This is a genomic window from Sphingobium baderi (assembly GCF_001456115.1).
Taxonomy (GTDB): Bacteria; Pseudomonadota; Alphaproteobacteria; order Sphingomonadales; family Sphingomonadaceae; genus Sphingobium; species Sphingobium baderi_A.
Map to the genome: position 1 here is coordinate 440540 of NZ_CP013264.1, position 25791 is coordinate 466330.

Sequence of the window (25791 nt, forward strand, 5' to 3'; positions counted from 1 at the left end):
GCCATGGTATATCGAACAGGAAAACAGGCATTGGCGCTGGGCGCGGCGGTCATCGCCTGCATCGCATCCCCCGCAACGGCCGCGGCCGAGCCGAGCACGCGGCTGGTGTCATGCCGTTCCGGAAGCTGCCTCCTTATTTCCGGTCAGCGCGACGATGCGGCGTCCATGGTCCGCATCAATGGCCATACGGTGGTGGTGGAAGGCAAGCGCCATTGGCGGGTTCGCCTGCCGATCGAAACGGTGCGCGCATGGTCGGCACCCCTGGCCCGGACGATCAGGGTCACTCTTCTCGATCCTGAAACCCACGCAGAAACCACGGCCAAGGCCGACCTTCCGATCGGGCTATTGGGCCATGTCACGGAACTCGCCTCACTGGTTGTCAGTATCCGGTAAATCCGCCGCGCGCTGGGGGCGTCCGATCCCTGATTATCAATCGACGCCTCGACCAACTCGCAAGTTCGGATGGCCTCCCGTTACACGACGTAGTCTCGCGATTGCGGAACGGATCTGCACGGGTCGGTCAGTGACCGATCTTCACAGGATTGGGCCACCAGGACAGCGTGTGCAGATCATGCGCCGTCGTCCACAGGCCCGCCCGCGTATATCGCAGCGCGCCGCTGCCGCTTGCCTTCCCCACCCGCGCCCGGATCGTCATGGTCTTCGGTTCGATCACGACGAATGTCTGATCGTCCGTGGTGCGTAGCCACAGCTTGCCGCCGCCTGTGTCGATATCCCCATATTTCAGAGTCTCCGCGACCTTCACGCGGCCCGATAGTTCGCCGGTCAGGGGATCGATGCGGGCGACCGTGCCATCGCCCTGCTCCTGCACCCAAACCGCGCCAGCCCCGGCGGCGAGAAAGCCGGGTTCCTTGCCCAAGGCCGTGCTCTTGACGACAGCATTGGTTCGGGGATCGATGCGCTGGAGCGTCTGGCGCTTGCTGCTGACCACCCAGACCGATCCGTATCCGAAGGCGAGATAATAGGTGCCCGGCTCCACGGAAATGGATGCGCTCACGCGGTTGGTCCCCGGATCGACGCGGGCAACCACGCCCTTTTCATCGCTCGCGACCCAGACCGATCCCGCGCCCGCCACCACATTAAGCTCCCCCATGGGGTTGGCGATTCCGGTGGGGATCGAAGCGGTTATCCGCGCGGTCCGCGTATCGATCCGGTTGAGCGTGCCATCCTTGCAATCGGCAACCCACAGGGCGCGATGGGCTATCGCCATGGCGCCGCATGGTTTGGACATGGCGACCTCGGCAAGCTTACCCTGGCGCGACCATTGCTCCACACGTCCATCGTTCGTGACCCAGACGGTCTTTCCGTCGACCGCCAGGAAGTCCGCAAAGCCCGGCACGGGAATAATCTGTTCATCCTGCGCCCGTGCGGCAAACGGCATCAAGGCACAGCCCGCAACCGCCGCCATGAGCATCATACCAAGCTTTCGCATGTCTTGCCCCCTCTTCGCCAACTTCCACTAACCGCGCTGCGCCATATAGGCACGCCATCCGCCCAGGCTCGTTATGTCCTGCGCGCCCGTCATGGCGCGTGGTTCGGCGACAAAGCCCTTGACGCTGCTCCCGTCGGCCAGCGTCACCGTGCCGATGGCAAGCGGCGCGGGCACCTCCGCGACGAAGCTGCCAAATTCGGCGACGCCCAGTTCATACACCTCAAGGGCGATCGGTCCGCCATCCTCGCTATGCACAAGTGCGGGCTTGGGCGGCACGCTGTCGGCCATGGCATAAAGTCTGTAATGGGGCGCGGTTTCAAATGCGCCGATGAACCTGGCATCCCGCGAGGTGAGTTGCCAATGCAGCGGCATGTCCTTCAGATGGGCGCCGACGACGGCGAGCTTCACAGTCTGCACTTTACCCTCCAGATCGAGAGGTGGTGGGGATGGAAGGTCCGACGCCGCGATATACGCATCCGCCGCTTCCAGCAGAGCGCGGTCGCTATCGGCCGGACCGATCAGGGTGATCCCGAACCCGGTGGCGTTCGCGCGTATTCCGGCGGGCACGGCCACCGCAGCCATGTCCAGCAGGTTCACGAAATTGGTGTAGACGCCCAGATTGCTGTTGAGCATGACCGGCGCGGCGAGAAGCTCGGCAACGCGATAGGTCGTACCGGTCGTCGGGAAAGCCAGCAGATCGATGCCCGTCCAGAGCATGTCCGCATGACGCTTGAGCTGGGCGAGACGATAGATGCCGTTGAACAGGTCTACCGCGCTCATGCCCACGCCCTGTTCGACCACCTGGCGAACGGTGTTGTCGACCGCATCGGGATTATCGGCCAATATGCCAACCATGGCGGCGGTCCGCTCGGCAACCCACGGGCCGCCGTAGAGAAGCTGCGCCGCTTCCTGGAGCGGCGCGATGTCGATCGCGACGATGTCTGCAAGCCCCGCGAGCGTCTCCAGCGTACAGTCGTAGAGATATTCGGACTCGCTATCGCCAAACCAGATACGCTGGTCGCGGCGCGGCACGCCGATGGTCTTGCGCCCAAGCGGCCGGTTCGCGAGCGTTTTGGAATAAGGATCGGCCGGATCGAAGCCTGCCAGCACATCGTCGACGATGCGGGCGTCGCTCGTGTCATTGGTGAATACGGTGATGCAATCGAGCGTGCGGCACGCGGGCACGAGGCCGCTGGTGCTCCATCGTCCCTTGCTGGGCTTGAACCCGATCAGATGATTGAAAGCAGCAGGAACGCGGCCCGATCCCGCCGTATCGGTGCCAAGCGCAAGGGGAACCAGTCCCGCCGCCACGGCGACGGACGAACCCGAACTCGATCCACCGCTGACATAAGCGAGATTATAGGCGTTGCGGGGACTCCCATAGGGACTGCGCGTGCCGTTCAACCCCGTGGCGAACTGGTCGAGATTGGTCTTGCCGACACAAAGCGCGCCGGCCGCCAGCAATCGTTCGACGACCGTGGCGGAGGCTTCCGGGCGATAGGCGAAGGCGGGGCAAGCCGCCGTGGTGTCGAATCCGGCGACGTCGATATTGTCCTTCACGGCGAAGGGGACGCCCGCCAGCGGCAGGACTTCGCCCGCTGCGACGCGGGCGTCGATGGCTCGCGCCGCGGAAACAAGATCGTCCCGCGCTGCGCGGCTGATCCAGATTTGCGGCTGGACGGCGTCATAGGCTTCGATCCGGGCCATCGACTCCTCGGCCACGGCGACGGCGCTGGTCCGCCCCGCATGGACGGCAGCGGCGATGGCGGCGGCGCTCTGCCGGGCCGACGCGCTCATGAATGCCGCCTCAGCGCCAGCATCGGCGCGCCGGGCAGGAGAGACTGCCGTTCCTGCATGTAGAGCGCCGCTATCGTTCCCGTGCCGGGACTTTCCACCGGACATTCCATCTTCATCATCTCTATGACCGCGATGGTATCGCCTGCCTTCACCTCGTCCCCGGCCGCGACCAGCAGCTTCCAGACGCTGCCGCCAAAGGGCGCTTCGATCAGGTCGGCTCCCTCGGGCACTTCGATGGCGGGGGCGGACGGCGCGACCGCTTCGTCCAGCGCCTCCGCGCGGTCGAACTCGCCGCGCTGCTGCCATTCGGCGCGTTCCCCATCGAATGCCGCCTGACGCCGCGCCTCGAACGCCGCAATGGCGGCGGCATTGTCGTTCAGGAACGCGCGATAATCGGCGAGGCGAAATTCGGACTGCTCCACCCGGATCGAACGGCGGCCGCTCGGAAAATCGCGACGCCACTCCGCCAGTTCCTCCGCACTGACGGGGAAGAAGCGAATCTGGTCGAAGAAGCGCAGCAGCCAGGGTTTGCCATCCGCGAAGGCGTCGGTCTGGTGATAACTGTTCCATACCTGAATGGTCCGGCCGAAAAGCTGATAACCGCCCGGCCCCTCCATCCCGTAGATGCACATATAGGCGCCGCCGATCCCCACGACATTGGGCGGAGTCCAGGTGCGAGCGGGATTATATTTGGTGGTGACGAGCCGGTGCCGGGGATCGATCGGCGTCGCGACCGGCGCGCCCAGATAGACGTCGCCCAGACCCATGACCAGATAGCTGGCGTCGAAGATCACGCTTTCCACCGCATCGGCATCGGGCAAGCCGTTGATGCGGCGGATGAACTCGATATTGTCCGGGCACCAGGGCGCGTCGTCGCGCACCGCGCCCATATATTTCTCGATCGTCTCGATGATCGCGGGGTCGCGCCAGCTGAGCGGCAGGTGGACGATGCGGGACGGGATGGAGAAATCGGCGAGATCGCCCAATTGCTCTTCCGCCGCCATCAAGGCCGAAAGCGCGGATTGCTGGTCCATGTCCCGGCCATCGAAATGCAATTGCAGCGAGCGTATGCCCGGCACGATATCGACGATGCCCGGCAGCGCCTGCCGCTCCAGTTCCTGCATCAGGGCGTGGACGCGGATACGCAGTTCGATGTCGAGGACGATGGGGCCGTATTCGACCAATATGTTGCGATCGCCCTGCTGGCGATAGATGGTGCGCGGCCGCCCCTCCGTCTCATCGATCTGCGCCAGAATAGGGGACAGGACGGCGATGCTGCGCGGGGCGGTTGAGGCCGGGGTCAGGCCGCTCCCGACGAATGCGCGCTGCGCCGCATCGGCCGCCGCCGCATCCTCTATCGTCACGGGCATGAAGCGGAGGCGGTCGCCGGGTCTGAGTTGTCCGATCTTCCAGCGGTCGGCCGCAATCACCACAAACGGGCAGACGAAGCCGCCCAGCGATGGTCCATCCGGTCCCAGGATGATCGGCATGTCCCCGGTGAAGTCCACCGCGCCGATCGCATAAGGGTTGTCATGGATGTTGGACGGGTGCAGCCCCGCCTCGCCGCCGTCCGTACGCGCCCATCGGGGCTTCGGCCCGACGAGGCGGACGCCGGTGCGATTGCTGTTATAGTGGACCTGCCAATCGGCGGAGAGGAAAGCGCCGACGTCGTCGTCCGTGAAGAAATCGGGCGCGCCATGAGGACCATAGAGCACGCGCAGCGTCCATTCCCCGCCCGGTTCGGGCAGGCTTACCGCTGGCAGGGCGTCGCCCGTCGCTTCCGTGCCCAGATGCACCGTGTCGCCCGCAAGCAGGCGGCGACCGGCATGACCGCCGAACTGACCCAGTTCGAAGGTGCTGCGGCTACTCAGATAGGGCGGGATGTCGAGGCCACCGGCGAACAGCACGTAGCCCCTCATGCCGCCGCTGGAAGCGCGGTCGAGGGTCAATGTCTGCCCTGCCCCGACATTGAGGGCCGTGCCGCGCGCGACCGGCATGCCGTCCAGCGTCGCGCCGAAGTCCGCACCGGTCAGGCAGATGCGCGCCGGCGTGTTGAACAGGAGGGTCGGGCCCGTCATGGCCACCTCCAGCCCCGCCATCCCCTCCGCATTGCCGAGCAGCCGGTTGCCGATACGGAAAGATTCGTCATCCATCGGGCCGGATGGGGGCACGCCTATCGCCCAAAGACCCTGTCGACCCGGCCAGTCCTGCACGGTCGTCGCGGTGCCGCCGCTGATGACCCGAATGCTGCGGGGGTTATAACCGATGCCGTCAAGGACACGGGTCGAAACCTCTCCGCTGACGAAGGGCGCGCTGCGGACCACCTCGCGCAGCCAGCGCAGGTTCGTCTCGATCCCGTCCACCCGGCTCGCATCGAGCGCGGCCTGCATCGCCGCCGCCGCCTGCGCGCGCGTGGGAGCGTGGACGATCAGCTTGGCCAGCATCGGATCATACCATGCGCTTACCGTGCTGCCCGCCATGACCCATGTTTCGGCGCGGATGTCGGCAGGGAAATCGACGGCAGTCAGCGTGCCGGAAGTGGGGCGATAATCGAGCGCCGGGTCTTCGGCATAAAGGCGGACCTGTATGGCATGGCCCCGCGCCATGGGCGGCTTCGCGTCGAGGAAGGCGAAGTCTCCCGCGGCGCCGCGCACCATCCATTCGACGAGGTCGATGCCCGTCACTTCCTCGGTCACGCCATGTTCGACCTGAAGGCGGGTGTTCATTTCCAGAAAGAAGAACTGCCGCCGGTCGGCATCGTAGAGGAACTCGACCGTTCCGGCCGAGCGATAGCGAGCCGCCTCGCCAAGCCGGACGGCCGCCGCGATCAGGTCGGCGCGCACGTCGTCGGGCAACAGCGGCGCGGGGGCTTCCTCCACAACCTTCTGGTTACGGCGCTGGAGCGAGCAGTCCCGCTCGCCCAACGCCATGACGCGGCCCGCGCCGTCGCCGAAAATCTGCACCTCGACATGGCGCGCGCGGCCGACATAGCGTTCCAGAAAGACGCCCGCGTCACCGAAATTGCCCTCGCCCAGCCGCGCCACGGCGGCGAAGCCCTGCCGCACGGCTGCTTCGTCCTCGCAGACGCGCATACCGATGCCGCCGCCGCCCGCCGTCGCCTTCAGGATGACCGGGAACCCGATCTCATGCGCCGAATGGACAGCCTCCTCCTCGTCGGTCAGGAGGCCGGTGCCGGGCGCAAGGGGCACCCCATGGCTTGCCGCGAGCGCGCGGGCGCTGTGCTTGAGGCCGAAGGTGCGGATATTTTCGGGCGTGGGACCGATGAAAACGATCCCGGTGGCGGCGCAGGCTTCGGCGAACTCCACATTCTCGGCCAGGAAGCCATAGCCTGGATGGATCGCCCCCGCGCCCGTCATGCGCGCTGCCTCCAGTATCGCGGTGCTGTTGAGATAGCTTTCCGACGCCGGGGCCGCGCCGATGCACACCGCCTCATCCGCCTGGGCGACATGGAGGGAACCGGCATCCGCTTCCGAATAGACGGCGACCGAGCGCAATCCCATGCGTCGCAGCGTGCGGATGATGCGGGTGGCGATCGCGCCCCGGTTCGCGATCAGGACCGTGTCGAAGCTCATGCGGCGACGATCATGCGGACGGGGGTGGGATTGAAGGCGTTGCAGGGGTTATTGACCTGCGGGCAGTTGGACACGACCACGACAACGTCCATTTCCGCGCGCAGGTCGACCGTCAGGCCGGGCGCCGAAATGCCGTCCACGATGCCGAGCGCGCCATCCTCCTCGACCGGCACATTCATGAAGAAGTTGATGTTGGAGACGATATCGCGCTTACCGCGCCCTTCGGAGAGGTTCGCCTCCAGGAAATTCTCCACGCAGGCGTGCTGGGACTTGGTGTGATGGCCATAGCGCAGCGTGTTCGATTCACAGGAGCAGGCCCCGCCGATGGTGTCGTGATAGTCGACGGCGCTCGCGGCGATCGTCATCATCGGCCGCCCCTCGTTCGACCGCAGCACCGTTCCGGCGCGCAGGAACAGACTGCCTTGCGCCGCGACGGTATCCTGCGCGCTGTAACGTTCCGTGTCGTCCGCGGCGGAATAGAGCAGGAAATCGACGGCCTGATTGCCCTCCAGGTCCACGATACGCAGCGTCTGGCCCGCGCCGATATGGCGGAGCCACGGAGCGCGCGCGGGCACGACCTCGTCATGGATCACGGTGCCGGGAAGTCCAGAGATATGGGGATCAGCGCTCATGCTGGTATGTTCCTCGCTTAGAGGCGGAAATAGTCTTCGACATTCTGGAAGGCGCGCAGGCCCTCCGGCGTGGCGTTGCGAATGGGGTCGTCGGCAGCCGCTACCGGACCGCGCCAGGCGGAAACACGCAGCGGCGTCACGGACCAGTTCTCGCGCGGATCGAGCACATGTGGGCAGTTCACGATCACGACGATCACATCCATCTCCGCCCGTAGGAGCACGGCGCGGCCCGGCTCGAAGGGACCGACCAACGGTGTGATCGTCCCGTCCGCCGCGATCCGCGAACCTTTGAACAGATTAATGCACGGGTGGATGTCGCGCCGCTGAAGCCCATGTTTGGCCGCGCCGAGCAGGAAACGGTCGCGCCCGTTGGGAAAGGCCCCGCTGTTCCGGCCCTCGCCATATTTCGCCGCGTTGGTCGCCGCGTTGGATGTGCCGCAAAAGGCGTCGTGCGTACCCGCCCCATCCTCCAGCAGGCTCATCAGCACGCGTCCCATATCGGACAGCAGCAGCTTGCCCGCGCCCAGATAGGCGTTCCACTGCACCTTCACCGTGTCCGCCACGTTGAGACGTTCGCTCGGCATAGCCGCGTTGAAGATCAGCAGGGAAGCGCAGGCGTCGCCCTTGAGGTCGATGAGGCGCAGCCGCGATCCCCGCGCCAGCCGCCGCGATGCATAGCCGCCCGCCGCGACCGTTTCCTCCCACAGCAGATCATCGGCGGCTACGTCCTGGGGAAGGTCGGCGGCAACCGGCGGAAGGACCGGCATCGCCTCGACCACCGTGCCGGCCATGGCGCGGGCATGATCGCGCGCCGCCAGGGGATTGGCCAGTGGCTCGCTCATTCGGCCTCCTGCTCGTAAAGCGGTGGCAGGAGCGCGGTCGTGGTGACAAGCTGGAGTTGCTGCACGCCGCGAACGCGTCGAAGGGCGTCGCACAAAGTCTTCAAACGCACGGCAGGGCCCTGCACCAGAAGAACCTCCAGCGACTGGTCGTCTTCAAGGAACACATGCTGCGCGGAGATGACTTCCTTGAGATAATCGGCCTGCATCTGGGCGAGTTGATGCCGCACGCGGCCGCGATCGCCCCGATATACCAGCGTGATCGTGCCCGCGAGCATCTCGTCCGGGCGGATGAGCGCTTCGTGCTCGGCAAGGGCATGGCGGATCAGTTCGGCGATCAACTGCGAGCGGGAAGGCAGTTCGCGCTCTTCCACCATCATATCGAGTTGCCGGAAAAGCTCTGCGGGAAGGCTCATGCTGAGCCGGGCGAGACTAGGGGGTTCGGAGCTCATGCCGCATCCTCTTCATTATTACCAATACTGTCAATAGTAATACTTTTATCCTCGTCCGCGGCGCGATCGTTCCGGTCCTTCAGGTGAAGATCGTAGACCGCCGTGGCGCCAAACCGATGCGGGGCGTGGGGATCGTGACGGCGCTTGTCGAGCGCCAGGACGCGCGTGCCGAGCGTAAAGGCTTCCCGGATGTCGTGCGTCACCATGATGATGGTCAGGGAATAATCGCGCCAAAGCTGCGTGATGAGCGCGTGCATGTCCGATCGGATGCCGGGGTCCAGCGCGCCGAACGGCTCGTCTAGAAGAAGGATGCGGGGTCGCTTGATGAGCGCCTGGGCAATCGCCAGTCTCTGCTGCATACCGCCGGATAGCTGCGCGGGATAAAGGTGGAGGCTGTCGCCCAGGCCCACGGCCGCCAACATCGCGGCCGCTTCGTCCAGGGCCGCACGGCGCGCCTTGCCGAACAGACGTGCCGAAAAGCGAGCCTGCGCGCACTCCAGTCCGAAAACCGTGTTTCGGAGCGCCGACAAATGAGGAAACACCGAATAGCGTTGGAACACGACGCCGCGATCCGGCCCGCATTCCGGCGCAAGAGGCGTCCCGTCGAGAAGGATGGTTCCACGGGTCGGCGCTTCCTGGCCGAGGATGACGCGCAACAGGCTGCTCTTGCCCGCCCCCGAAGGCCCGACGATCGAGACGAACGAACCGGCGGCGATATCCAGGTCCACCTTTTCGAGGACGATCTTGTCGCCATATTCGACCCAGATGTCGCGAAGGCTGAGGAGCGCGCTCAATGGCTTTCTCCATGTGCCCAGGGGAAGGAGCGGCGGCTCAGGAAAGTAAGCGCCACGTCCATCAGGATCGCCAGCAGAGTGATCCAGGCGACATAAGGGATGATGATGTCCATGGAGAGGTAGCGACGAACGAGGAAAATCCGGTAGCCCAGCCCCACGTCGGATGCGATCGCCTCCGCCGATATGAGGAACACCCAGGCCGGACCGAGGGCCAGGCGCATTGCATGGAAGAGACGCGGCATCGCTTGCGGCAGAGCCACCCGGATCATGATCTGCCAACTGCCCGCGCCCAATGTCTGGGCCTTTATGATCTGTTCTCTCGGCAGGGCGGCGACATGGGCCGCTATGTCACGGACCATGACGGGTGCGATTCCCAACACGATCAGGGCGATTTTCGCCGTTTCCCCCAATCCCAGGGCGATAAACAGGATTGGGAGCAGGGCAATGGGCGGAATGACGGCTATGCCCGTCACCAACGGGCCGAAGGTCGCGCGCACCGGCGGCAGCGTGCCGAGCACCAGCCCGACTATAAGGGTAAGCAGCGTCGCGATGCCAAGGCCGATGCCCAGCCTCTGGAGGCTCGCCAGCGTATCGGCCCAGAACAGGAACTGGCCAGACAAGGGATCGGCTTCGAAGAGGAGCGCGGACATGCCTTCCGCCATGCCGCTGGGCAAAGGCAATATCTTGTCCGCCGGATTGGCGGCATGGCGCTGCGCGGCCATGACCACATAGAAGAGCAGCAGCAGCAGGATCGGCACCAGTCCGAGAAGCAGGCGGTCGCTTCGCCGCATTTGACGGTTTACCCAACGCATGGTCGTCACATCGCCTCAATCAAGCAAAGTCGGACAGGATCAAAGTTTCCCATCGGCGGCGAGCTTCATATAGCTGTCGTCGAAGCGCAGCGTCACACGTCCGGGATCGCCCAGGGTCTTGCCGCCGGGGAAAGCCATGCCCACCGCATCGGCGGACGATGCGCCCTTGAACAGCCCCTTGGAAAAGCTGAAATCGCGCACACGCGTCATGGTCGTGACGAGCGCCGGGGAAGAGGTCGCCGCCACGGCGGCTTTCGGATCGGAATAGAGATAGGTGGTCGATAGCTGATTTTCGAACATCTCCGGCTTCGCCCCCGCCAGCTTCGCCATCGCCGCTCGCGCCTCCTTGCCCTTAGCGTCCTGACGCTTCATGAGAGCCACCGTCTCATACCAGATACCGGCAAGCGCTTTGCCCAGATTGGGATTGGCCTTGAGCGTGGCAGTGTCGACAACCAGAAGATCGAGGATTTCGCCCGGTATGTCGGCGGAACTGAAGACCTGTTTTGCCCCGGCCTGCCCCCTCATGACGGAAAGCTGCGGGTTCCAGGCGACGGCCGCGGTGACGTCGGGGCTTGCGAATGCGCCGACAATGTCAGCGTCGGACGTGTTCACGGTCTTGACGTCCTTGAGCGCCAGACCACTCGAAGCGAGCGCGCGCGCAAGCAGATAATGGGATACGGAAAGCTCGACGAGGTAGACCTGCCGCCCCTTGATGGCGCTGATCTTGTCCGCGCCTTTCAACAGGACGCCATCGTTGCCGTTCGAATAGTCGCCAACGATAATGGCGCTCGTATCCTTGCCGCCAGCGGCAGGAATAGTGAGCGCATCCATGTTCGCGGCGGTCACGCCGTCGAATTTACCGGCCGTATATTGATTAACGGACTCAATATAATCATTCACCTGAACGATATTGATCTTTATGCCATATTTGTCGGCCCATTTCTTCACGATCCCAGCCTGCTGGGCATAAGGCCAGGGCATCCAGCCCGCGTAGATCGACCATCCGATATTGAATTCGTGCCGTTGCTCCGCTGGGCCATTTTGCTGCTGGGAGCAGGACGCGGCCAGGAACGCTCCGGCTATCAATGCGATCTTGCTTGCCCTGCTTATCGATCCGACCATGATTCGTCCCCTTTTCGCATCGCAGCATCGTTCGATTTCCTGGCCTTGTCCAGTGAGATATTACGATTAATAAATTTTGTAATACTTTATGCCGTCATCGCGGGCCACGGCCGGATCAGGCCGACACAAAAGCGAGGTGGCGGGCAGTCTGTCATGAAACCCCATGCGCTCAGCGTTCCCGGGGATGAAGGCGAGATCGGCTTTCCCTGCGGCTTGGTGAATCAGAGGAAACATAGCTGAGCCGGGCATGCAGTCGCCAAAGCGCACCTATGACCCCACCTCCTCTTATGCGCTTCGCCAAGTAGCAATCGCATAGGGGTGGCTTTCCGCATCGCAGCAGATATTTTTCCCCACCCATGCGTCCTTGATCATTACGCTCGGCCATATTTATACGCTGGCCATAACCGTGGCCGACATTGGCGTGAGAGCGATAAAGCGGTTTCAGCTTGCTCAACGCCAATATGATCCGGTAGCGCAACGCCAACGATCCAACTGGCCGACCGATAGTCTTCGAGCCTTGGCTCCTGATGGAAATTTTGAGGTTTGAATCGTTAGCATGTCAAGATGCTCGGGCTATATTGCGATTCTCATCTCATGCTTTCTGACAAGCACGGTAGCATCGCAGGGCACCAACGAGCATCACTACAAACCTCAGCGCATTGTCTCCCTCAATCTTTGCGCTGACCAATATCTGATGGCCATTGCCGACCCGGCGCAAATCGCCGCACTGACACATCTGTCACGCGACCGGGCCATGTCCGCCGGGGCCGCCGCCGCGGATCGCTTGCCTGTCATGCGCGGATCGGCGGAGGAGGTTCTTACGCTGAACCCCGATCTGCTGGTCGCATCGCCAAGTCGCCGGATGGAAACCCGCGCGGCATTGAAGGGGCGATATCCCCTGTTGGAATTGCCGTCCGCCAAAAGCTATGCAGACATTGTGCGTCAGGTCAGGGAAATCGCCACCGCCGTTGGCCATGGGGACCGCGGAGAGGCATTGATCCGCAATATGGACGCTTCGCTCGCCCGGCTTCCTCCCAAGCGCCCTCGCGGTGTTGCCGCTTATTATCAGCGCCGGGGTTATCTGACAGGCGCCGGCACACTCGTAGACGATTTGATGGCGCGCATGGGGCTCGTCAATCTTGCGACCCGCCTGGGCAAGCCCGCCTTGTCCCGGATGTCGTTGGAGGAAATGATCGCAGCAAGACCGGACTATATTATCATCGAGGATGCCAGCGACAGGGTGACGGATCTCGGCACCGAAATGCTCCATCACCCCGCGCTGAACGGGATCAAGCGATTGCACCTGCCCCAGGCATGGACGGTATGTGGGGGACCGGCCTATGTCATGGCCGCCCAAAGCCTGGCCCGGCAGCTTGACCGCCATTAAAACCGGCCGTCCGCTTCTTCGCCCCCCACGCAAGCGTTGATTAAAATTCGATTCCGGCCTGCGCCTTCACGCCGCTGCGAAAGGGGTGCTTGATCAGGGTCATCTCCGTCACGAGATCGGCAGCCTCCATCAGGGCTTCGGGCGCATTGCGGCCGGTCACGATGACGTGGGTCATCTCCGGCTTCCCGCCAAGCACCTCCAGAACCTCGTCAAGCGGCAGATAATCGTAGCGCAGGACGATGTTGAGTTCATCGGCCAGCACCATATCATAGGCCGGGTCGCGGATCATGCGCTTGACCTCTTCCCACGCCTCACGCGCAACGGCGATGTCGCGGGCGCGGTCCTGCGTGTCCCAGGTGAACCCCTCGCCCATCGGCTTGAATTCCACATGCCCCGGGAAGGCGTCGAATACAGCCTTCTCCCCGGTCGCCATCGCGCCCTTGACGAACTGGACCACGCCAACCTTCTTGCCGTGACCAATGGCGCGCACGACCATGCCGAGCGCCGCCGTCGTCTTGCCCTTGCCTTTGCCGGTGTGGACGACCAGCAGGCCTTTCTCGATCGTCTTGGCGGCGACGATCTTGTCATGCGCGGCCTGCTTCTTCTTCATCTTCTCGGCGTGCCGCTCTTCGGTGCGTTCAACCATCGTCATGCTCCTGCAAGGTTGGCGAGCAACAGGCCCGCGCTGTTGGATCTGGGTTTCCACATGCCGCGCTCCAGCGCCTCGGCGAGCCGGGCCGCGGTTTCGCGAAGGGCCGCGGGATTGGCCTCCGCCATGAAGGCGCGCACCGCCTCATCTTCGATAAAGGCGGCGTGGACGGCGTCGAAATGATGGTCGCGGACCGCATGGGTCGTCGCGGCGAAAGCGAAGAGGTAATCCACCGACGCGGCGATCTCGAACGCGCCCTTGTAGCCGTGGCGCATGACGCCGGCGATCCATTTGGGATTTGTGACGCGGGCGCGAACGACACGGCCGATTTCGTCCTCCAGCGTCCGGATTACCGGGCGTTCCGGACGGCTGTGATCGTTGTGATAGGCGCGCGGACGCTTGCCCGAGAGATGCTCCACCGCCGAGGCGATGCCACCTTCGAACTGGTAATAATCATCGCTGTCGAGCAGGTCGTGTTCACGATTGTCCTGATTCTGCACAACGGCATCGGCCTCAGTCAGACGCGCGGTGAACAGTTCGCGCTCCGCATCGCCCTCGACGCCCGCACCATAGGCATAGCTGCCCCAGTCGAGATAGACATTGGCGAGGTCCGCCCGATCATGCCAGATTTTCTCGTCGATCATCGCCTGGAGGCCCGCGCCATAGGCACCGGGCTTCGACCCGAATATGCGGAAACCGGCGCGCAGAGCGGCCGCCTTCGCGTCATTCCCTTCATCGATCAGGCGCGCGGTCTCGGCGCGATGACGGGCGGCGGCAGGATTATCCTCCTGCGGTTCGTCCAGCGCCATGACCGCGCGCGCCGCCGAATCGAGCAGGTCGATCTGCTCGGGAAAGGCATCGCGAAAGAAACCCGAAACGCGGAAGGTGACGTCGACGCGGGGGCGATCGATCTCGGCCAGCTTCATGACCTCAAAACCGATCACGCGGCCCGACGTCCAGTCCCAGCGCGGGCGCACGCCCATGAGAGCCAGCGCCTGGGCGATGTCGTCGCCGCCGGTTCGCATGTTCGCCGTACCCCAGGCGGACAGCGCCATGGCCTTGGGATATTCTCCCTCGCGCTGGAGATAATCGTCGATCAACAATTGCGCGGAGCGGCGGCCCAGTTCCCAGGCGGTGGCGGTGGGGACCGAACGAGTGTCCACCGAATAGAAATTGCGCCCCGTCGGCAGGACATCGGGCCGCCCGCGTGTCGGCGCGCCGGAGGGGCCGGGCATGATAAAGCGCCCGTCCAGGCCCGCCAGCAACGCCGATTTCTCGGCCGCGCCACAGGCATCGACGCGCAGCGCCAGATCGCCAAGCACCGACCGCATGACCGCCGCCGACGCCGGACCCGTTGGCAGCGCACCGTCCACCAACGTTACGGCGAGCAGTTCGAGGCGCTCGATCGTATCGCCCTTCGTGCGCCAGTGGGCGTCGGACATGCGCGCCAATCTATCCGGTTTGGGGCCGGTCCAAGCCTCGCCCATGGCGCAATCCAGCGGATCGAAACCAAGCGCCAGATCATCCGCCATCGCACGAAGCAACGATGCCTGTCCTGCATGATCATGACCGCGCGGCGTTCGCGACAGGGCGATGAGAAGGTCGGCGCGCAGCCGCCCCTCCGGCGACCGGGTAAAGATATGCAACCCGTCACGGATCTGCATTTCCTTCAGTTCGCACAGATAATTGTCGAGCGCCGCGAGCGCTGCGTCACCGTCGCCCACGGCGCCCGCGTCCGCATCGAGGCCTTGCGACCGGGCAAGATCGAGGATTTCCATCCTGAGATGGTTGATCCGCCGTGGGTCCATCCCGGCGGCGAGATAATATTCATCGACCAGCACCTCCAGCGCCTTGAGCGGGCCATAGCTTTCGGCGCGGGTCAGGGGCGGCGTCAGATGATCAATGATGGCGGCGCCGATCCGGCGTTTCGCCTGCGTGCCTTCACCCGGATCATTGACGATGAAGGGATAGAGCTGCGGCACCGGACCGGCGCAGATTTCAGGGAAACAGGTGCCCGACAGCGCCAGCGCCTTGCCGGGCAGCCATTCGAGATTGCCATGCTTGCCGACATGAACGACGGCTTGCGCGCCAAATGCGCGATGGAGCCAGAAGTGGAAGGCGAGATAAGCGTGCGGCGGCACCAGCGCCGGGTCATGATAAGTCGCCTTGGGATCGACATGGTAACCGCGCGCCGGTTGCACCGCGACGACGACATGATCGAAGCGATGAACGGGCAGATGAAAGGCGCCATCGCGGACGAAGGGGTCGTCCTGCGGGGCGCCCCACTGCTCTGTCACGGCATCGCGGACCTCACCGGGCAGAGCGTCGAACGCAACATGATAATCGGCGAGCGGCAGACTGACTTCGTGCTGACGATCCATTGATATGGGCGCATTGGTCACGCCACCCATCATGACCGCCATCAGCGCCGCGCCGTCTTCCGGAGCGTCACCGACGCTATATCCGGCTTCTCGAAGCGCCGTGAGGATGGCGGCCGCGCTGGCGGGCGTGTCGAGGCCGACGCCATTGCCGATCCGGCCGTCGCGATTGGGATAGTTGGCAAGGACCAGCGCGACGCGCCGCTCCGGCACGGGCGTGCGCCGCAGGGCGGCCCAGTTGGCTGCAAGATCGGCGACGAAAGCCACGCGGTCGGGCGCGACCCGCGGCACCACGATGCCGCATTGCGTCCTTTCATCGAACCGCTCGACCGCCTTGAAGGCGACAGCGCGGGTGAAGAGGCGGCCGTCCACCTCGGGCAGCGCGACATTCATGGCGAGATCGCGGGGCCCCAAACCCCGGGGACTGTCGGCCCAATTGCCTTGCTCCACACCGGCGAACACCGTTTGGAGGATAGGGCAGTCGGCATCTTCGAGGATGCCTGCGACACGACTTTCGCCGGGCGACGAGGCCGCGAAAGAGGTTGCGTTCACAATGATGTCGGGCTTTATCGCCGCGATAAGGCCCCGCAGCCAGTCGATCGCGAAGGGTTCGCGCAGTGCCCGGACATGGACCGCAAGGACGTTCAGCCCCCGGCTCGCCAGCGCGGCCACCAGGGCATCGACGGCATCGAGCGTGCCCGCCATCATCAGCGCACGATAGAAGCAGAGCAACGCCACCGGCCGTCCGTCGGTCCAGCCCGCCCGCACATCGTCCAGCGTCGGACGTTCGACACCCGCAAGATAAAGCCCTGCGTCGGCAACGGGCACGGGATCATCGGGCGGACCGATGTCGCGGCCGATCAGCCGCGCGGCATGGCGCAGGAAGCTGACGGCATTGGCGACGCCGCCCTGGCGCAGATAATCCCGCAGTCTTTCGCTGACCTCCCGGGGCACCGTGGAGGCGGCATCGAGTGACGGATCGGGTTCGCGCCCATCGGCGATGGCGGCAAAGGCGATCCCTTTCTCACGCGCGACCCGTGCGATCTCGTCGACGCCATAGGGCCAGTAAGCCTTGCCTCCCAACAGGACGACGCACAGGAAGCGGGCGTGGGCGATCACCTTTTCGACATAGAGATCGACCGAATAGGGATGCTTGAGCTGCAACAGGTTGGCGAGCCGGATCGACGGCGCCTCGTCACCGAGCATGGACGCCGCCTTGGCGAAGCAGGCCAGTTCGCTGTCCGCCACCGTCAGGACTATGATCTCGCCGGGCGATTGCCCAAGGTCGATCGCCTCATCGCCATTGGAGACGGTTCCCGGCGTGGCGGCCAGCAGGTGCATCAGAGGAGCACCGCCGCCAGAGCGTTTTCGATGGCGGCTTGGTCGAGGCCCTTCTGGCCGATCACGACCAACTGTGAAATGCGCGCCTCTTCCGGCTTCCACGCGCGGTCGAAATGGTGCTGAATACGCGGGCCTACCGCCTGGATCACCATCCGTGCCGGACGGCCTTCAATCGCGATAATGCCCTTGACGCGCAGGATGTCGTGAGCTGCGATCAGGGGCGTCATGGCCGCGAGAAGCGGATCGATGCTGGCGACCTCGCCGCCCCTGACGACGAAGCTATCGAAATCGTCATGATCGTGGTCCGGCTCGGCATCGTGATGCGATGGACGGGCCTCCAGATCATTCTCGGCGCCAGCGAACAGTCCGAGCAATATGCTGGCATCGACCGCGCCATGATCGGCCCGCACGATCTTCACGCCGTCGCGGGTGTCGCACGATATATCGCTCTCGATCCGGCTCAGCGTATCGTCATCGACCAGGTCGGACTTGTTGAGAATGACGAGATCGGCGCAGGCGAGTTGATCCTCGTACAGTTCCTCCAGCGGGCTGTCATGATCGAGTGACGGATCGGCAGCGCGGGCGAGGGCCAGTGCCGTTTCGTCGGTCGCGAACCGGCCGGCGGCGACGGCATCGGCGTCGATGAGCGCCACCACGCCGTCCACGGTCGCGCGAGTTCGGATGTCGGGCCATTGGAAAGCCTTCACCAGCGGCTTGGGCAATGCGAGACCCGATGTTTCGATGATGATATGTTCGGGCGGGCTGGGCCGGTCGAGCAGCTTTTGCATGGTCGGAAGAAAATCGTCGGCGACGGTGCAGCAGATGCAGCCATTGGCCAGCTCTACAATGTCATCCTCCGGGCAGGCTTCCTCATTGCAGCCGCGCAGCAATTCGCCATCGACCCCGACATCGCCAAACTCATTGACGATCAGCGCCAGCCTGCGGCCCTTCGCATTCTGGAGGAGATGGTGGATGAGCGTGGTCTTGCCCGCGCCCAGAAAACCGGTGATGACCGTGGTGGGTATCTTGCTCAAGCATTCGCTCCTTGTTGGATGGGGGCATGGGTGACGGTGGATTTGCCGCTCGCGTCTCCTCCTGCCGCGCTCGGCCCGGGAATTGCGCCCGGCCTTGCGAACGCCATCCCTGTGACAAAGGTTACCGCAGCGGGAAGTGGCGGGACGCCGCTGCCCCGCAATAAGCGGGACCAGCGATGGAGGAAGAGAAACGAGCGGAGCATTGCAGCGTTAGAAACTCAGGCCGTAACTGACCCGGAGCGTCCGGGGCACGCCGCGCAGGAAATAAAGAAAGCGCCCGCCCGCATCGGCGGGAGCCGATCCCAAACCGCGCGTCGCATATTCTTTGCCGGTGGCGTTTTCCACATTCACGCCGAAGCGATGCCGCCGCGCCGCGCCGTCGACATAAAGATGCGCGCCGATGTCGAGGGTCGCGTAATTGCCATAGTTCTGGCGCGGGAAGCCAAAGGGCGAGGAATAGGCGTCGCCGACCCAGTTCACCGCGACATTGGCGCCGAAGGGCAGGTCTTCCGGCGCATAGGCAATAGCGCCCTTGGCATATTGCCGGGGCGTTCTGTCGCGCTGGGTTGTCGAATCTCCGTCGCGAGCCCGGGTATAGGTATAGCTCGCATTGATATGCCAGGTCTGCGCCAGCGTCGCGTCGATCTGGAACTCGGCGCCGCGCACCTTCACGCGGGTATCGACATTGATGAACGTGCCATTGGGAAAGGCTGGATCACCATAATATGTGTCGATGAGGTTCGTGATCCTGCGCTGGAAATAGGTCGTCTTCCAGTAGAGCGCACCACCCGCCAGCGGAAAAACTCCACCTACGGTCAGATTGATGTTCAGGCTCTGCTCCGGCCTCAGGTTCGGATTGCCGATCTCACAGCACGGGTCGATGCCATAGAGCGACGATGCATCAGGCAGGATGAAGGATGTGCCGCCAATGCCCTCGACATAGAGGGTGTCGCTGATGTCGAAACGGCCGCTGACGTTCCAGATCGTCTTCTTCGCACCGCCGCTTTCATTATAGCGCGCTCCAGCCGCGATCCGGCCTCGGTCACTGATTTCATCGGTGGTACGGACCTGAAGGATGCCGGCATGCACCTGTTCGCTGGTCTTGCCGATCAGCAACACGTCGTCGCGGCCGTTGAAATTCTGGAAATCATAGCCGATCAGATATTCAAGGCCGCGATGCGGATGCAGTTTTACGACCGCGCTGCCGCCATAGTCCTGATAGCCCCAGAAGGTGCCAGCCGGATAAACCACGATCGGCGGCCCGGCTGGAATGGGATTGAGTATCTGGACATAGGCCGTTTTCCAGTCGTGAAAATAGCCCTTGAGGAAGAACTGGATCGTGTCGCTTCCGGTATAATCGAGGCGAGCGCTCGCAATCTCTTCATTGCGGTCGTTGCGGCTTGTGTTGACGCGCGAGGCGCTCAGATTGTCGAGTTTCGCTTCCGTGTGCTGATATTGCAGGTTGAGACGCAGGTCTGGCGTGAAATCGAACTGATATTTGCCGCCTACCGACCACAGGCGATAGCCGCGCTTCCGGTCGGTCGCGCTGGGCTGCATGACGCTGTAGGGGCGATACCCTTCCGCCTGGTTGCGGGAGGCATAGACCACGAACTTGTGATCGCCGATGCTGCCCCGCGCATAGCCGTCGAGATTGACGCCGGAGCGACTGTCGACGCTGCCATTCACCTGTCCGTTGAAGGCATCGGTGAAGCCGCGCGTCACGACATTGATGACGCCAGCCGCCGCCTGCGTGCCGTAGAAGAGGCTCTCGCCACCCTTCAGCACCTCGATGCGCTCGATCATGCTGGCGGGCAGCGTGTCGTTGGGCGAGGTGCTGCCATAAAGCCGGTTGTTCAGGCGGATGCCGTCGGCCGTCCACAGCACGTCCTGCGTGCGCGACCCCTGGAGTGAGATATCGACATAGCTGAACGGCCCGGAACCCGGCATGATATAGAGACCCGGCACCGTCTGCAGCGCGCGCGCAACATCGACATATCCGCCGTCGCGCACCTGCTTGTCCGTAACAGTCTCGATATCGCTGCCATAGCGGGACAGTTGCTGGGGCAGCAGCTCTTCCAGGCTCTTGCCAATAACGACGATGCCGCCCGCATCGTCGCTGGTTTCGGCCTGCGCCAGTGTCGCGGTGAAAGAAAGAACCGCGGCAAAAGCCAGCCGCGATAGGATGATATCATTCAAGACAGTCCCCCGTCGGCGTCCAATCGACGTTGGACAGGGGCGTGCCGTTCACGAACGGTCGGCACGCGCGGCGACCGGACGCCAATGGGCGGCCGACGCACGTCTCCGATGCGGCCCCTGCCGCGCGTTCGTCGCTCAGACGGAGTTCACCGTGCCACGGCCATCCCCTGGGCCAGGGCAAGAGCGACCAGACGCCGGCAGGTCTCCTGGCTCATGGGTCATCGCTTGATGCACGGCCTTCCCAGGCCTCGCATGACTTAGCGTCCGGCCCAGTGGCTGGCGGTTCGAGTCGTTAGCCCGTCCGCACATGTACATCGCACTCGCCACTTACAGTTGCAGGGACAGCCGCGGCATTGGATGGATGTATCCATCCGCACCGCATTCCCTTTTAAGGCCTCTCACAAGGCCACCAGCGCGATCATTGTCCCCGATTCCAGCCGGAGCCTTCCGCAAGGACGCGCAGCCAATATGCCAGATGCAGGCGGATCGCAAGCGCCACGGATACGGACAGTCAAAGGGGACGGAGCGCCTGAAGCCGCCAGCCACGGTTGAACGACAGGGTGACACTGGAAAGCGGCGCGATATCTATTCGCAATAATGCCTGCTGCGGCAGGTCGAGCGCAACGCCGATCGCGACCCTGATGACCATGGGATGGGTGATCGCGAGCACATCTCCGTCGATGCCATCCATCCATACCCCGACCCTCGACAAAAGCACTGCCATCGTTTCGCCGCCCGGCACGCCCGGTGCCGGATCGGCAAGCCAGCGAGCGAAGGCGCCTGGATCACGCGCGTGAATGTCCGCGAAGCTGCGTCCTGCCCAGTCGCCATGATCGATGTCCCGCAGTGCCGGCTCGACCTGCGCGGCCACTCCCAAAAGATCGGCCGTCTGTTGCGCCGCAGCCATCGGACTCGTGACGATAGTTCTGGGGGTTGGGCGGGGCAGGCGCAATCCAGCGGTCGCACGCGATCCTCCTTCATCGACGGCTTCGCCGGGCGCCGGAAAACCGCCTTCGCGCATAGATGGCGTCGCCGCGTGGCAGAGCAGGTTCAGGCGCTTGATCAGTCGATCCTCCCGGGGGACGTTGACGCTGCGCCCGGTTCCATCCTATGTCGTGCGGGCAAGGTCGAGGAAGAAGCCGGTGAGATTCCGGCACGGTCGCGCCACTGTTATCGTCCGTTGCCCATCTCTGTCGAGAGGGGGCGGGTGAAAGTCAGACCTTCCTCGGGCGAACGGACACCGGCGGGACGCGAAAATCCCGAAAGGAGCATCATCATGGCCACCACGACGCTATTTGCCGAAGACATCTTCATCCCCCTGCAGGGCGGCAGCACCATACCACTGCGCGAAATCCTGCCCTGGGCGATATTCGGTACGCTGCTGGCGCTGATCTTCCTCTATTTCGTCAGCACCGAACAAGGCGCCTTTTCGTTGTTCAAGGGCATGTATGTGCACGAATTCGTGCATGACGGTCGGCATCTTTTGGGCTTTCCCTGCCACTAGAGCGGTTTGCGATCCGACTGCATCAGATCGGCCGCATCTATTCCCTATTTTACCGCGATTTCCTGACCAGCGATCGATTCCGATCGCCTGGGCATCGCTTTGAGGCGGAATTCGTCATGAGCAGAAGCCTTCTCATCCGCGGCATGATCGCGGGAATCATCGCAGCCGTGCTTGTCGCCCTGTTCGCCCGCGCCTTCGCTGAGCCATCGATCGATCTGGCCATAGGGTTCGAAACTGCCCACGAACATATGGCGCATGCGGACATGGCGAGCATGAGCGTGCCGGAAGAAGCTGAGCTGGTCAGCCGCGCGACACAGAAAGGCCTGGGCCTCCTGACGGCGATAACGCTTTACGGCGCGGCAGTAGGGGGTATTTTCTCACTCGTCTTCGCTGCCGCCTACGGCCGTATCGGCATGATCGGGCCACGCACCCTGTCCCTGTTGCTCGCCATCGCGGCATTTTTTGCCGTCGCCCTGGTGCCCGCGCTCAAATATCCACCGACGCCGCCAGCGGTGGGCCTGCATGAAACGGTCGGCTTTCGTACCGCAGCTTTTTTTGCAGCAATCGGACTGTCGTTGGCAGCTCTCGCCATCGCCTTCAGCCTTGGGCGTGGCCTTGCCGAAAAATTCGGAGGCTTCAACGGCAGCATCGGCGCCGTCGTCATTTATATCGTGACGGTTTTCATAGCCCAGGCCGTTTTGCCGGAGATCAACGAGGTGCCCAATGATTTCCCGGCGACCGTGCTATGGGACTTCCGGGTCGCCTCCATAGCCATGCAAGGGGTTCTTTGGTCGATCATCGGGGTGGGCTTTGGCATGATGGCGGAATCTGTGCTGCGGAAAGAACAATGACCCGCGGCGGCCATCGAGGCCCATTCTTCCGCCTTTGATCCCGAAGGCCATATCCAGCATCCGCGCCCGGCAGTTCGACGAGCCGGGTCCGGCATGTCATGCCGCATCCAGCGCAAGGTCATGGGAGCATCTGCTGCCTGTTCTCAGCATCCGGTCAGCGACCGCACGGCATTTCATAAATGCGATACTCAGAAAGCAAAAATACCACCAATATGCACTATTGAGTATGTTGCAGATTATCTTCATACTTCCCCAAAGCCATGCCGCGACCTTTTACTGGCATGATCGGCAGGGGCATCGACCATATTGAATGACGATCCGAACACGGACGGCTGGTGGATGTCGGTAAAGCACAAGGAACACCGCGCAAAAGGCGATCTGCAAGTGGACTGGAGAGGAAAAGCATGAACCGTTTGGCAAACAAGGTGGCGGTCGTCACCGGATCGGGCGGCATCGGTGAGGCCAGCGCCCGGCGTCTTGCGGCCGAGGGCGCTCAGGTCGTCATAGGCGACGTCAACACCGCCAGCGCGAACAAGGTCGCCCAAAGCATTGTTGCAGATGGCGGCAAGGCAACCGCGCTCCACCTTGATCTTGCCGAGGAATCGAGCATCATCGCCTTCTTCGCCGCGATTGAGGCTGAGCATGGTCGGTTGGATGTCCTGCACAATAATGCGGCTGATACCCGCGGCGAGCAGATGGCGCTGGATATGGGCATAACCGCCATGCCGGCGGACATTTGGGATCGCGCATTTCTGGTGAATACGCGCGGCACCATGCTGATGATAAAGCACGGCATACCGCTGATGCTCAAAAATGGCGGCGGGTCGATCATCAACACCAGTTCGGGCGCCGCGCTGCGCGGGGATCTCTATGGCCCGGCCTATGCATCTTCGAAGGCGGCGATCAACTGCCTCACCCTGTATACGGCGACGCAATATGGCAAACAGGGCATCCGGTGCAACGTCGTCTCGCCGGGCCTGGTCGTGACTCCCAATGTCTACGAAAGCAATTCCCAGGAACAACTCGACAGAATCGAAAAGCACAAGCTGACACCCTATCTGGGCGCGCCGCGCGACATCGCCGCCGCGGTAGCATTTCTGGCCTCCGACGATGGTCGATTCATGACTGGACAGGTCATGGTCGTCGATGGTGGCATCACCGACCATATGCCCTATTTCTCCGAGGTTCTGGAAAATTTCGCCGCCGATCCCGCCAACCGGTCGATTTGAGGATAAGCCCCATGTGGAGAGTGACGACACTTGTGAACCGGCAGAGCGCGCTCGATGAGGCGCAGTTTTCCCGGCGCTGGCAGGATGAACTGGTCCCTGCGATCAGGGACGCTTTGCAGAACCTGGGGACATTGCGGAAACTGATCCTCGACGTGCCGCCAACGGCGCTGAGCGAGAAGGTAAGGGCGGTTTTTCCGCCTCAGTTCGATGGCATGGCGGAGTTTTGGTTCGATACGGCGGAAGATGCCGCGGCTGCGATGAAGGCGCTGTCGCAGGATACAGCGCTGCGTTCGCTCGCCGCGAGCATCGTTTCCGCCGCAGATGGGGTCGCCTGGCTGGCCAAGGTCGTGCCATCGAAACCGGATTCGGGATCGGTCGTCAAATTTCTGGCAGCGGGCGACATTGTCGACACGCTGACGCTGGAAGAAGCGCAGAGCTATTGGGCCAATGTGCATCCCGTCGTGGCCCAGACCGTGCCGGAAACGTGGAACATGCTGACGCGATATACGCAGTTTCACGGCAGACCCACTCCGACATTGGAGATGGGAGACTGGCTGGCGCAATATCGCTTCGTGCCGATGGCCGCCGACATGGGCTTTGCCGACGCGGAGGACTTCATCGCCATGTATACCCACGAGGATTATCTCGCCGTGATACGGCCGGATGAGGAAAAATTCTCGCGCCCGGGAGAAATGCTGAGCTTCGTGACAGGCGAGGAACGCCTGTTGGTGGGCTGAAAAGCCGGCTGTATATTGAGACTGAAACGGCCGGACAGTTGCCCATCCAGCCCTTCAGAGGCCGCGCCCGGTAAGATAAATATGGCGCGGCCACGATCAAAGCCGCGCGGTGACGCGCTGGGAGAGGGAAGCATATGACCTATGTTCCAAAATTCTGCCGGATTGCGGTGGTGGTCGACGATCTTGATGCCTTCACCCGTGACGCGGCGGCGCTGCTGGGCCTCCATTTCGTGAGCCCGAAGCTGGACGAGCAATTCACGGCGTTCAGCGTGGCCTTTGGCGAACATGGCCTGATGGGCATTCAACCGCACGAGGAATTACCCTTTGCAAGTCAAGGGCGGCTGATTGAAGTCGCCATGGACGTAACCAGCGCCGATGCGACTACGGACAGACTTGTTGCAGGGGGCTATCAGCCGGTGGTCACCAATTTCCTGCCCGCGCCGGCGGCGAACGAATATCTGTTCGGCAGGGATTTTCATAATATTCCGCTGATGGTCTGCACGGCAGGCGACAATGAGATGCAAATGCGCGAACAGGGCCCATTCGCCGAACTGGAATTGGCGCCCTTGCCTAAAGTGGGCGCGGTGACGTTGGTGGTGGAAAATATGGCGGACACCGCGCGGGATCTCGAACGCTTTTTCGATATGGCCTTCGTGCCTTGCGATCCTATGGGTCTGGGCACTGCCGGACTGAGCGGCGCCCATCGTGTCCGACTGGTGGAGGGCCATTCCCCCTTTCATGCAGAATTTCACCCACCTTTGGCATCGATCGACCTTATCTACGAAGATGTTGAACGGCAGCGGGCCATGCTTGAAAAGTCAGGATTCTCACTCAGCGAACGCGCATTGCGGTCGGGCGGGCATGCTTATTATCTGGGCTCGTCTTTCCACAATGTCCCGATCACTCTCTATCCGGCATCGGCCGATCAGGAGTTGAGGGGGATTTAGGAGGCATCGACATTCAGGCGTTTGTGGAGCGAGGCAAATGCCCACTC

General features: G+C 63.1%; 21 protein-coding genes and 1 riboswitch. Of the genes, 7 read left to right on the forward strand and 14 right to left on the reverse strand.

Annotated features, from left to right (window positions below; all coding sequences use genetic code 11):
• Window positions 1-3 precede the first annotated feature (3 nt).
• Window positions 4-393 (forward strand): hypothetical protein, encoded by a 390-nt coding sequence (locus tag ATN00_RS02325; protein ID WP_062061575.1) that lies wholly within the window; start codon window positions 4-6, stop codon window positions 391-393.
• A 127-nt stretch (window positions 394-520) separates the two neighbouring features.
• On the opposite strand, the gene ATN00_RS02330 is transcribed toward ATN00_RS02325, so the two are convergent.
• From ATN00_RS02330 to ATN00_RS02370, 9 genes are read right to left on the reverse strand one after another with little or no spacing between them, the layout of a single operon-like run.
• Window positions 521-1450 carry a Vgb family protein gene (locus ATN00_RS02330; RefSeq protein ID WP_062061578.1) on the reverse strand — a complete coding sequence of 310 codons (930 nt, stop codon included), beginning with the start codon at window positions 1448-1450 and terminating at the stop codon, window positions 521-523.
• Window positions 1451-1477: 27 nt separating this feature from the next.
• On the reverse strand, window positions 1478-3247 hold the full coding sequence (gene atzF, locus ATN00_RS02335; RefSeq protein WP_062061581.1) for an allophanate hydrolase: 1770 nt from the start codon (window positions 3245-3247) through the stop codon (window positions 1478-1480).
• A complete protein-coding gene (uca, locus tag ATN00_RS02340) occupies window positions 3244-6840 on the reverse strand; it encodes an urea carboxylase (RefSeq protein WP_062061584.1) in 3597 nt (1198 codons plus the stop codon). Before uca ends, atzF begins: the two co-directional genes overlap by 4 nt.
• Window positions 6837-7472, reverse strand: a complete 636-nt coding sequence (locus ATN00_RS02345; RefSeq protein ID WP_062061588.1) for an urea amidolyase associated protein UAAP2 — start codon at window positions 7470-7472, stop codon at window positions 6837-6839. Before ATN00_RS02345 ends, uca begins: the two co-directional genes overlap by 4 nt.
• Window positions 7473-7489: 17 nt before the next feature.
• A complete protein-coding gene (locus ATN00_RS02350) occupies window positions 7490-8314 on the reverse strand; it encodes an urea amidolyase associated protein UAAP1 (RefSeq protein WP_062061591.1) in 825 nt (274 codons plus the stop codon).
• Window positions 8311-8763 (reverse strand): CopG family ribbon-helix-helix protein, encoded by a 453-nt coding sequence (locus ATN00_RS02355; protein ID WP_062061594.1) that lies wholly within the window; start codon window positions 8761-8763, stop codon window positions 8311-8313. The genes ATN00_RS02350 and ATN00_RS02355 overlap by 4 nt, the downstream gene beginning before the upstream one ends.
• A complete protein-coding gene (locus ATN00_RS02360; RefSeq protein WP_062061597.1) occupies window positions 8760-9557 on the reverse strand; it encodes an ABC transporter ATP-binding protein in 798 nt (265 codons plus the stop codon). Before ATN00_RS02360 ends, ATN00_RS02355 begins: the two co-directional genes overlap by 4 nt.
• Window positions 9554-10369 carry an ABC transporter permease gene (locus ATN00_RS02365; protein ID WP_062061600.1) on the reverse strand — a complete coding sequence of 272 codons (816 nt, stop codon included), beginning with the start codon at window positions 10367-10369 and terminating at the stop codon, window positions 9554-9556. The genes ATN00_RS02360 and ATN00_RS02365 overlap by 4 nt, the downstream gene beginning before the upstream one ends.
• Before the next feature lie 39 nt (window positions 10370-10408).
• Complete coding sequence (locus tag ATN00_RS02370) at window positions 10409-11491, reverse strand: putative urea ABC transporter substrate-binding protein (RefSeq protein WP_062061603.1); 1083 nt, start codon at window positions 11489-11491, stop codon at window positions 10409-10411.
• Window positions 11492-12047: 556 nt separating this feature from the next.
• On the opposite strand from ATN00_RS02370, the gene ATN00_RS02380 reads away from it, so the two are divergent.
• Window positions 12048-12878, forward strand: a complete 831-nt coding sequence (locus ATN00_RS02380; protein ID WP_062061609.1) for an ABC transporter substrate-binding protein — start codon at window positions 12048-12050, stop codon at window positions 12876-12878.
• Window positions 12879-12918: 40 nt separating this feature from the next.
• Here ATN00_RS02380 and cobO read toward each other — a convergent pair whose 3' ends face one another.
• The 5 genes from cobO to ATN00_RS22740 all read right to left on the reverse strand — a co-directional run bounded on the left by cobO (window position 12919) and on the right by ATN00_RS22740 (window position 21497).
• On the reverse strand, window positions 12919-13524 hold the full coding sequence (gene cobO, locus ATN00_RS02385) for a cob(I)yrinic acid a,c-diamide adenosyltransferase (RefSeq protein ID WP_062061612.1): 606 nt from the start codon (window positions 13522-13524) through the stop codon (window positions 12919-12921).
• Between the two features lie 2 nt (window positions 13525-13526).
• Window positions 13527-17246: a cobaltochelatase subunit CobN gene (gene cobN, locus ATN00_RS02390; protein ID WP_062061615.1), complete on the reverse strand. Its 3720-nt coding sequence runs from the start codon at window positions 17244-17246 to the stop codon at window positions 13527-13529.
• Window positions 17246-18280, reverse strand: a complete 1035-nt coding sequence (gene cobW / locus ATN00_RS02395) for a cobalamin biosynthesis protein CobW (RefSeq protein WP_062061618.1) — start codon at window positions 18278-18280, stop codon at window positions 17246-17248. Before cobW ends, cobN begins: the two co-directional genes overlap by 1 nt.
• Before the next feature lie 210 nt (window positions 18281-18490).
• On the reverse strand, window positions 18491-20476 hold the full coding sequence (locus tag ATN00_RS02400; protein WP_062061621.1) for a TonB-dependent receptor plug domain-containing protein: 1986 nt from the start codon (window positions 20474-20476) through the stop codon (window positions 18491-18493).
• Between the two features lie 179 nt (window positions 20477-20655).
• Window positions 20656-20903, reverse strand: a riboswitch (cobalamin riboswitch).
• An 84-nt stretch (window positions 20904-20987) separates the two neighbouring features.
• Window positions 20988-21497 (reverse strand): histidine phosphatase family protein, encoded by a 510-nt coding sequence (locus ATN00_RS22740; RefSeq protein WP_082635283.1) that lies wholly within the window; start codon window positions 21495-21497, stop codon window positions 20988-20990.
• Window positions 21498-21752: 255 nt separating this feature from the next.
• Between ATN00_RS22740 and ATN00_RS02405 the strand changes: the two genes are divergently transcribed.
• From ATN00_RS02405 to ATN00_RS02425, 5 genes are all read left to right on the forward strand, one after another.
• The gene (locus ATN00_RS02405) at window positions 21753-21980 is read left to right on the forward strand and encodes a CbtB domain-containing protein (RefSeq protein ID WP_062061625.1); all 228 of its coding nucleotides are present in this window, start codon (window positions 21753-21755) and stop codon (window positions 21978-21980) included.
• Between the two features lie 116 nt (window positions 21981-22096).
• Window positions 22097-22831 (forward strand): CbtA family protein, encoded by a 735-nt coding sequence (locus tag ATN00_RS02410; RefSeq protein ID WP_062061628.1) that lies wholly within the window; start codon window positions 22097-22099, stop codon window positions 22829-22831.
• Window positions 22832-23235: 404 nt separating this feature from the next.
• Window positions 23236-24060, forward strand: coding sequence for an SDR family NAD(P)-dependent oxidoreductase (locus tag ATN00_RS02415; protein ID WP_062061630.1), 825 nt, complete (start codon window positions 23236-23238; stop codon window positions 24058-24060).
• 11 nt (window positions 24061-24071) lie between these two features.
• Entirely contained in the window at window positions 24072-24797 is a 726-nt protein-coding gene (locus tag ATN00_RS02420) for an EthD domain-containing protein (protein ID WP_062061633.1), read from the forward strand.
• Window positions 24798-24931: 134 nt separating this feature from the next.
• Window positions 24932-25744, forward strand: a complete 813-nt coding sequence (locus tag ATN00_RS02425; protein ID WP_062061636.1) for a hypothetical protein — start codon at window positions 24932-24934, stop codon at window positions 25742-25744.
• The last annotated feature ends 47 nt before the right edge of the window (window positions 25745-25791 follow it).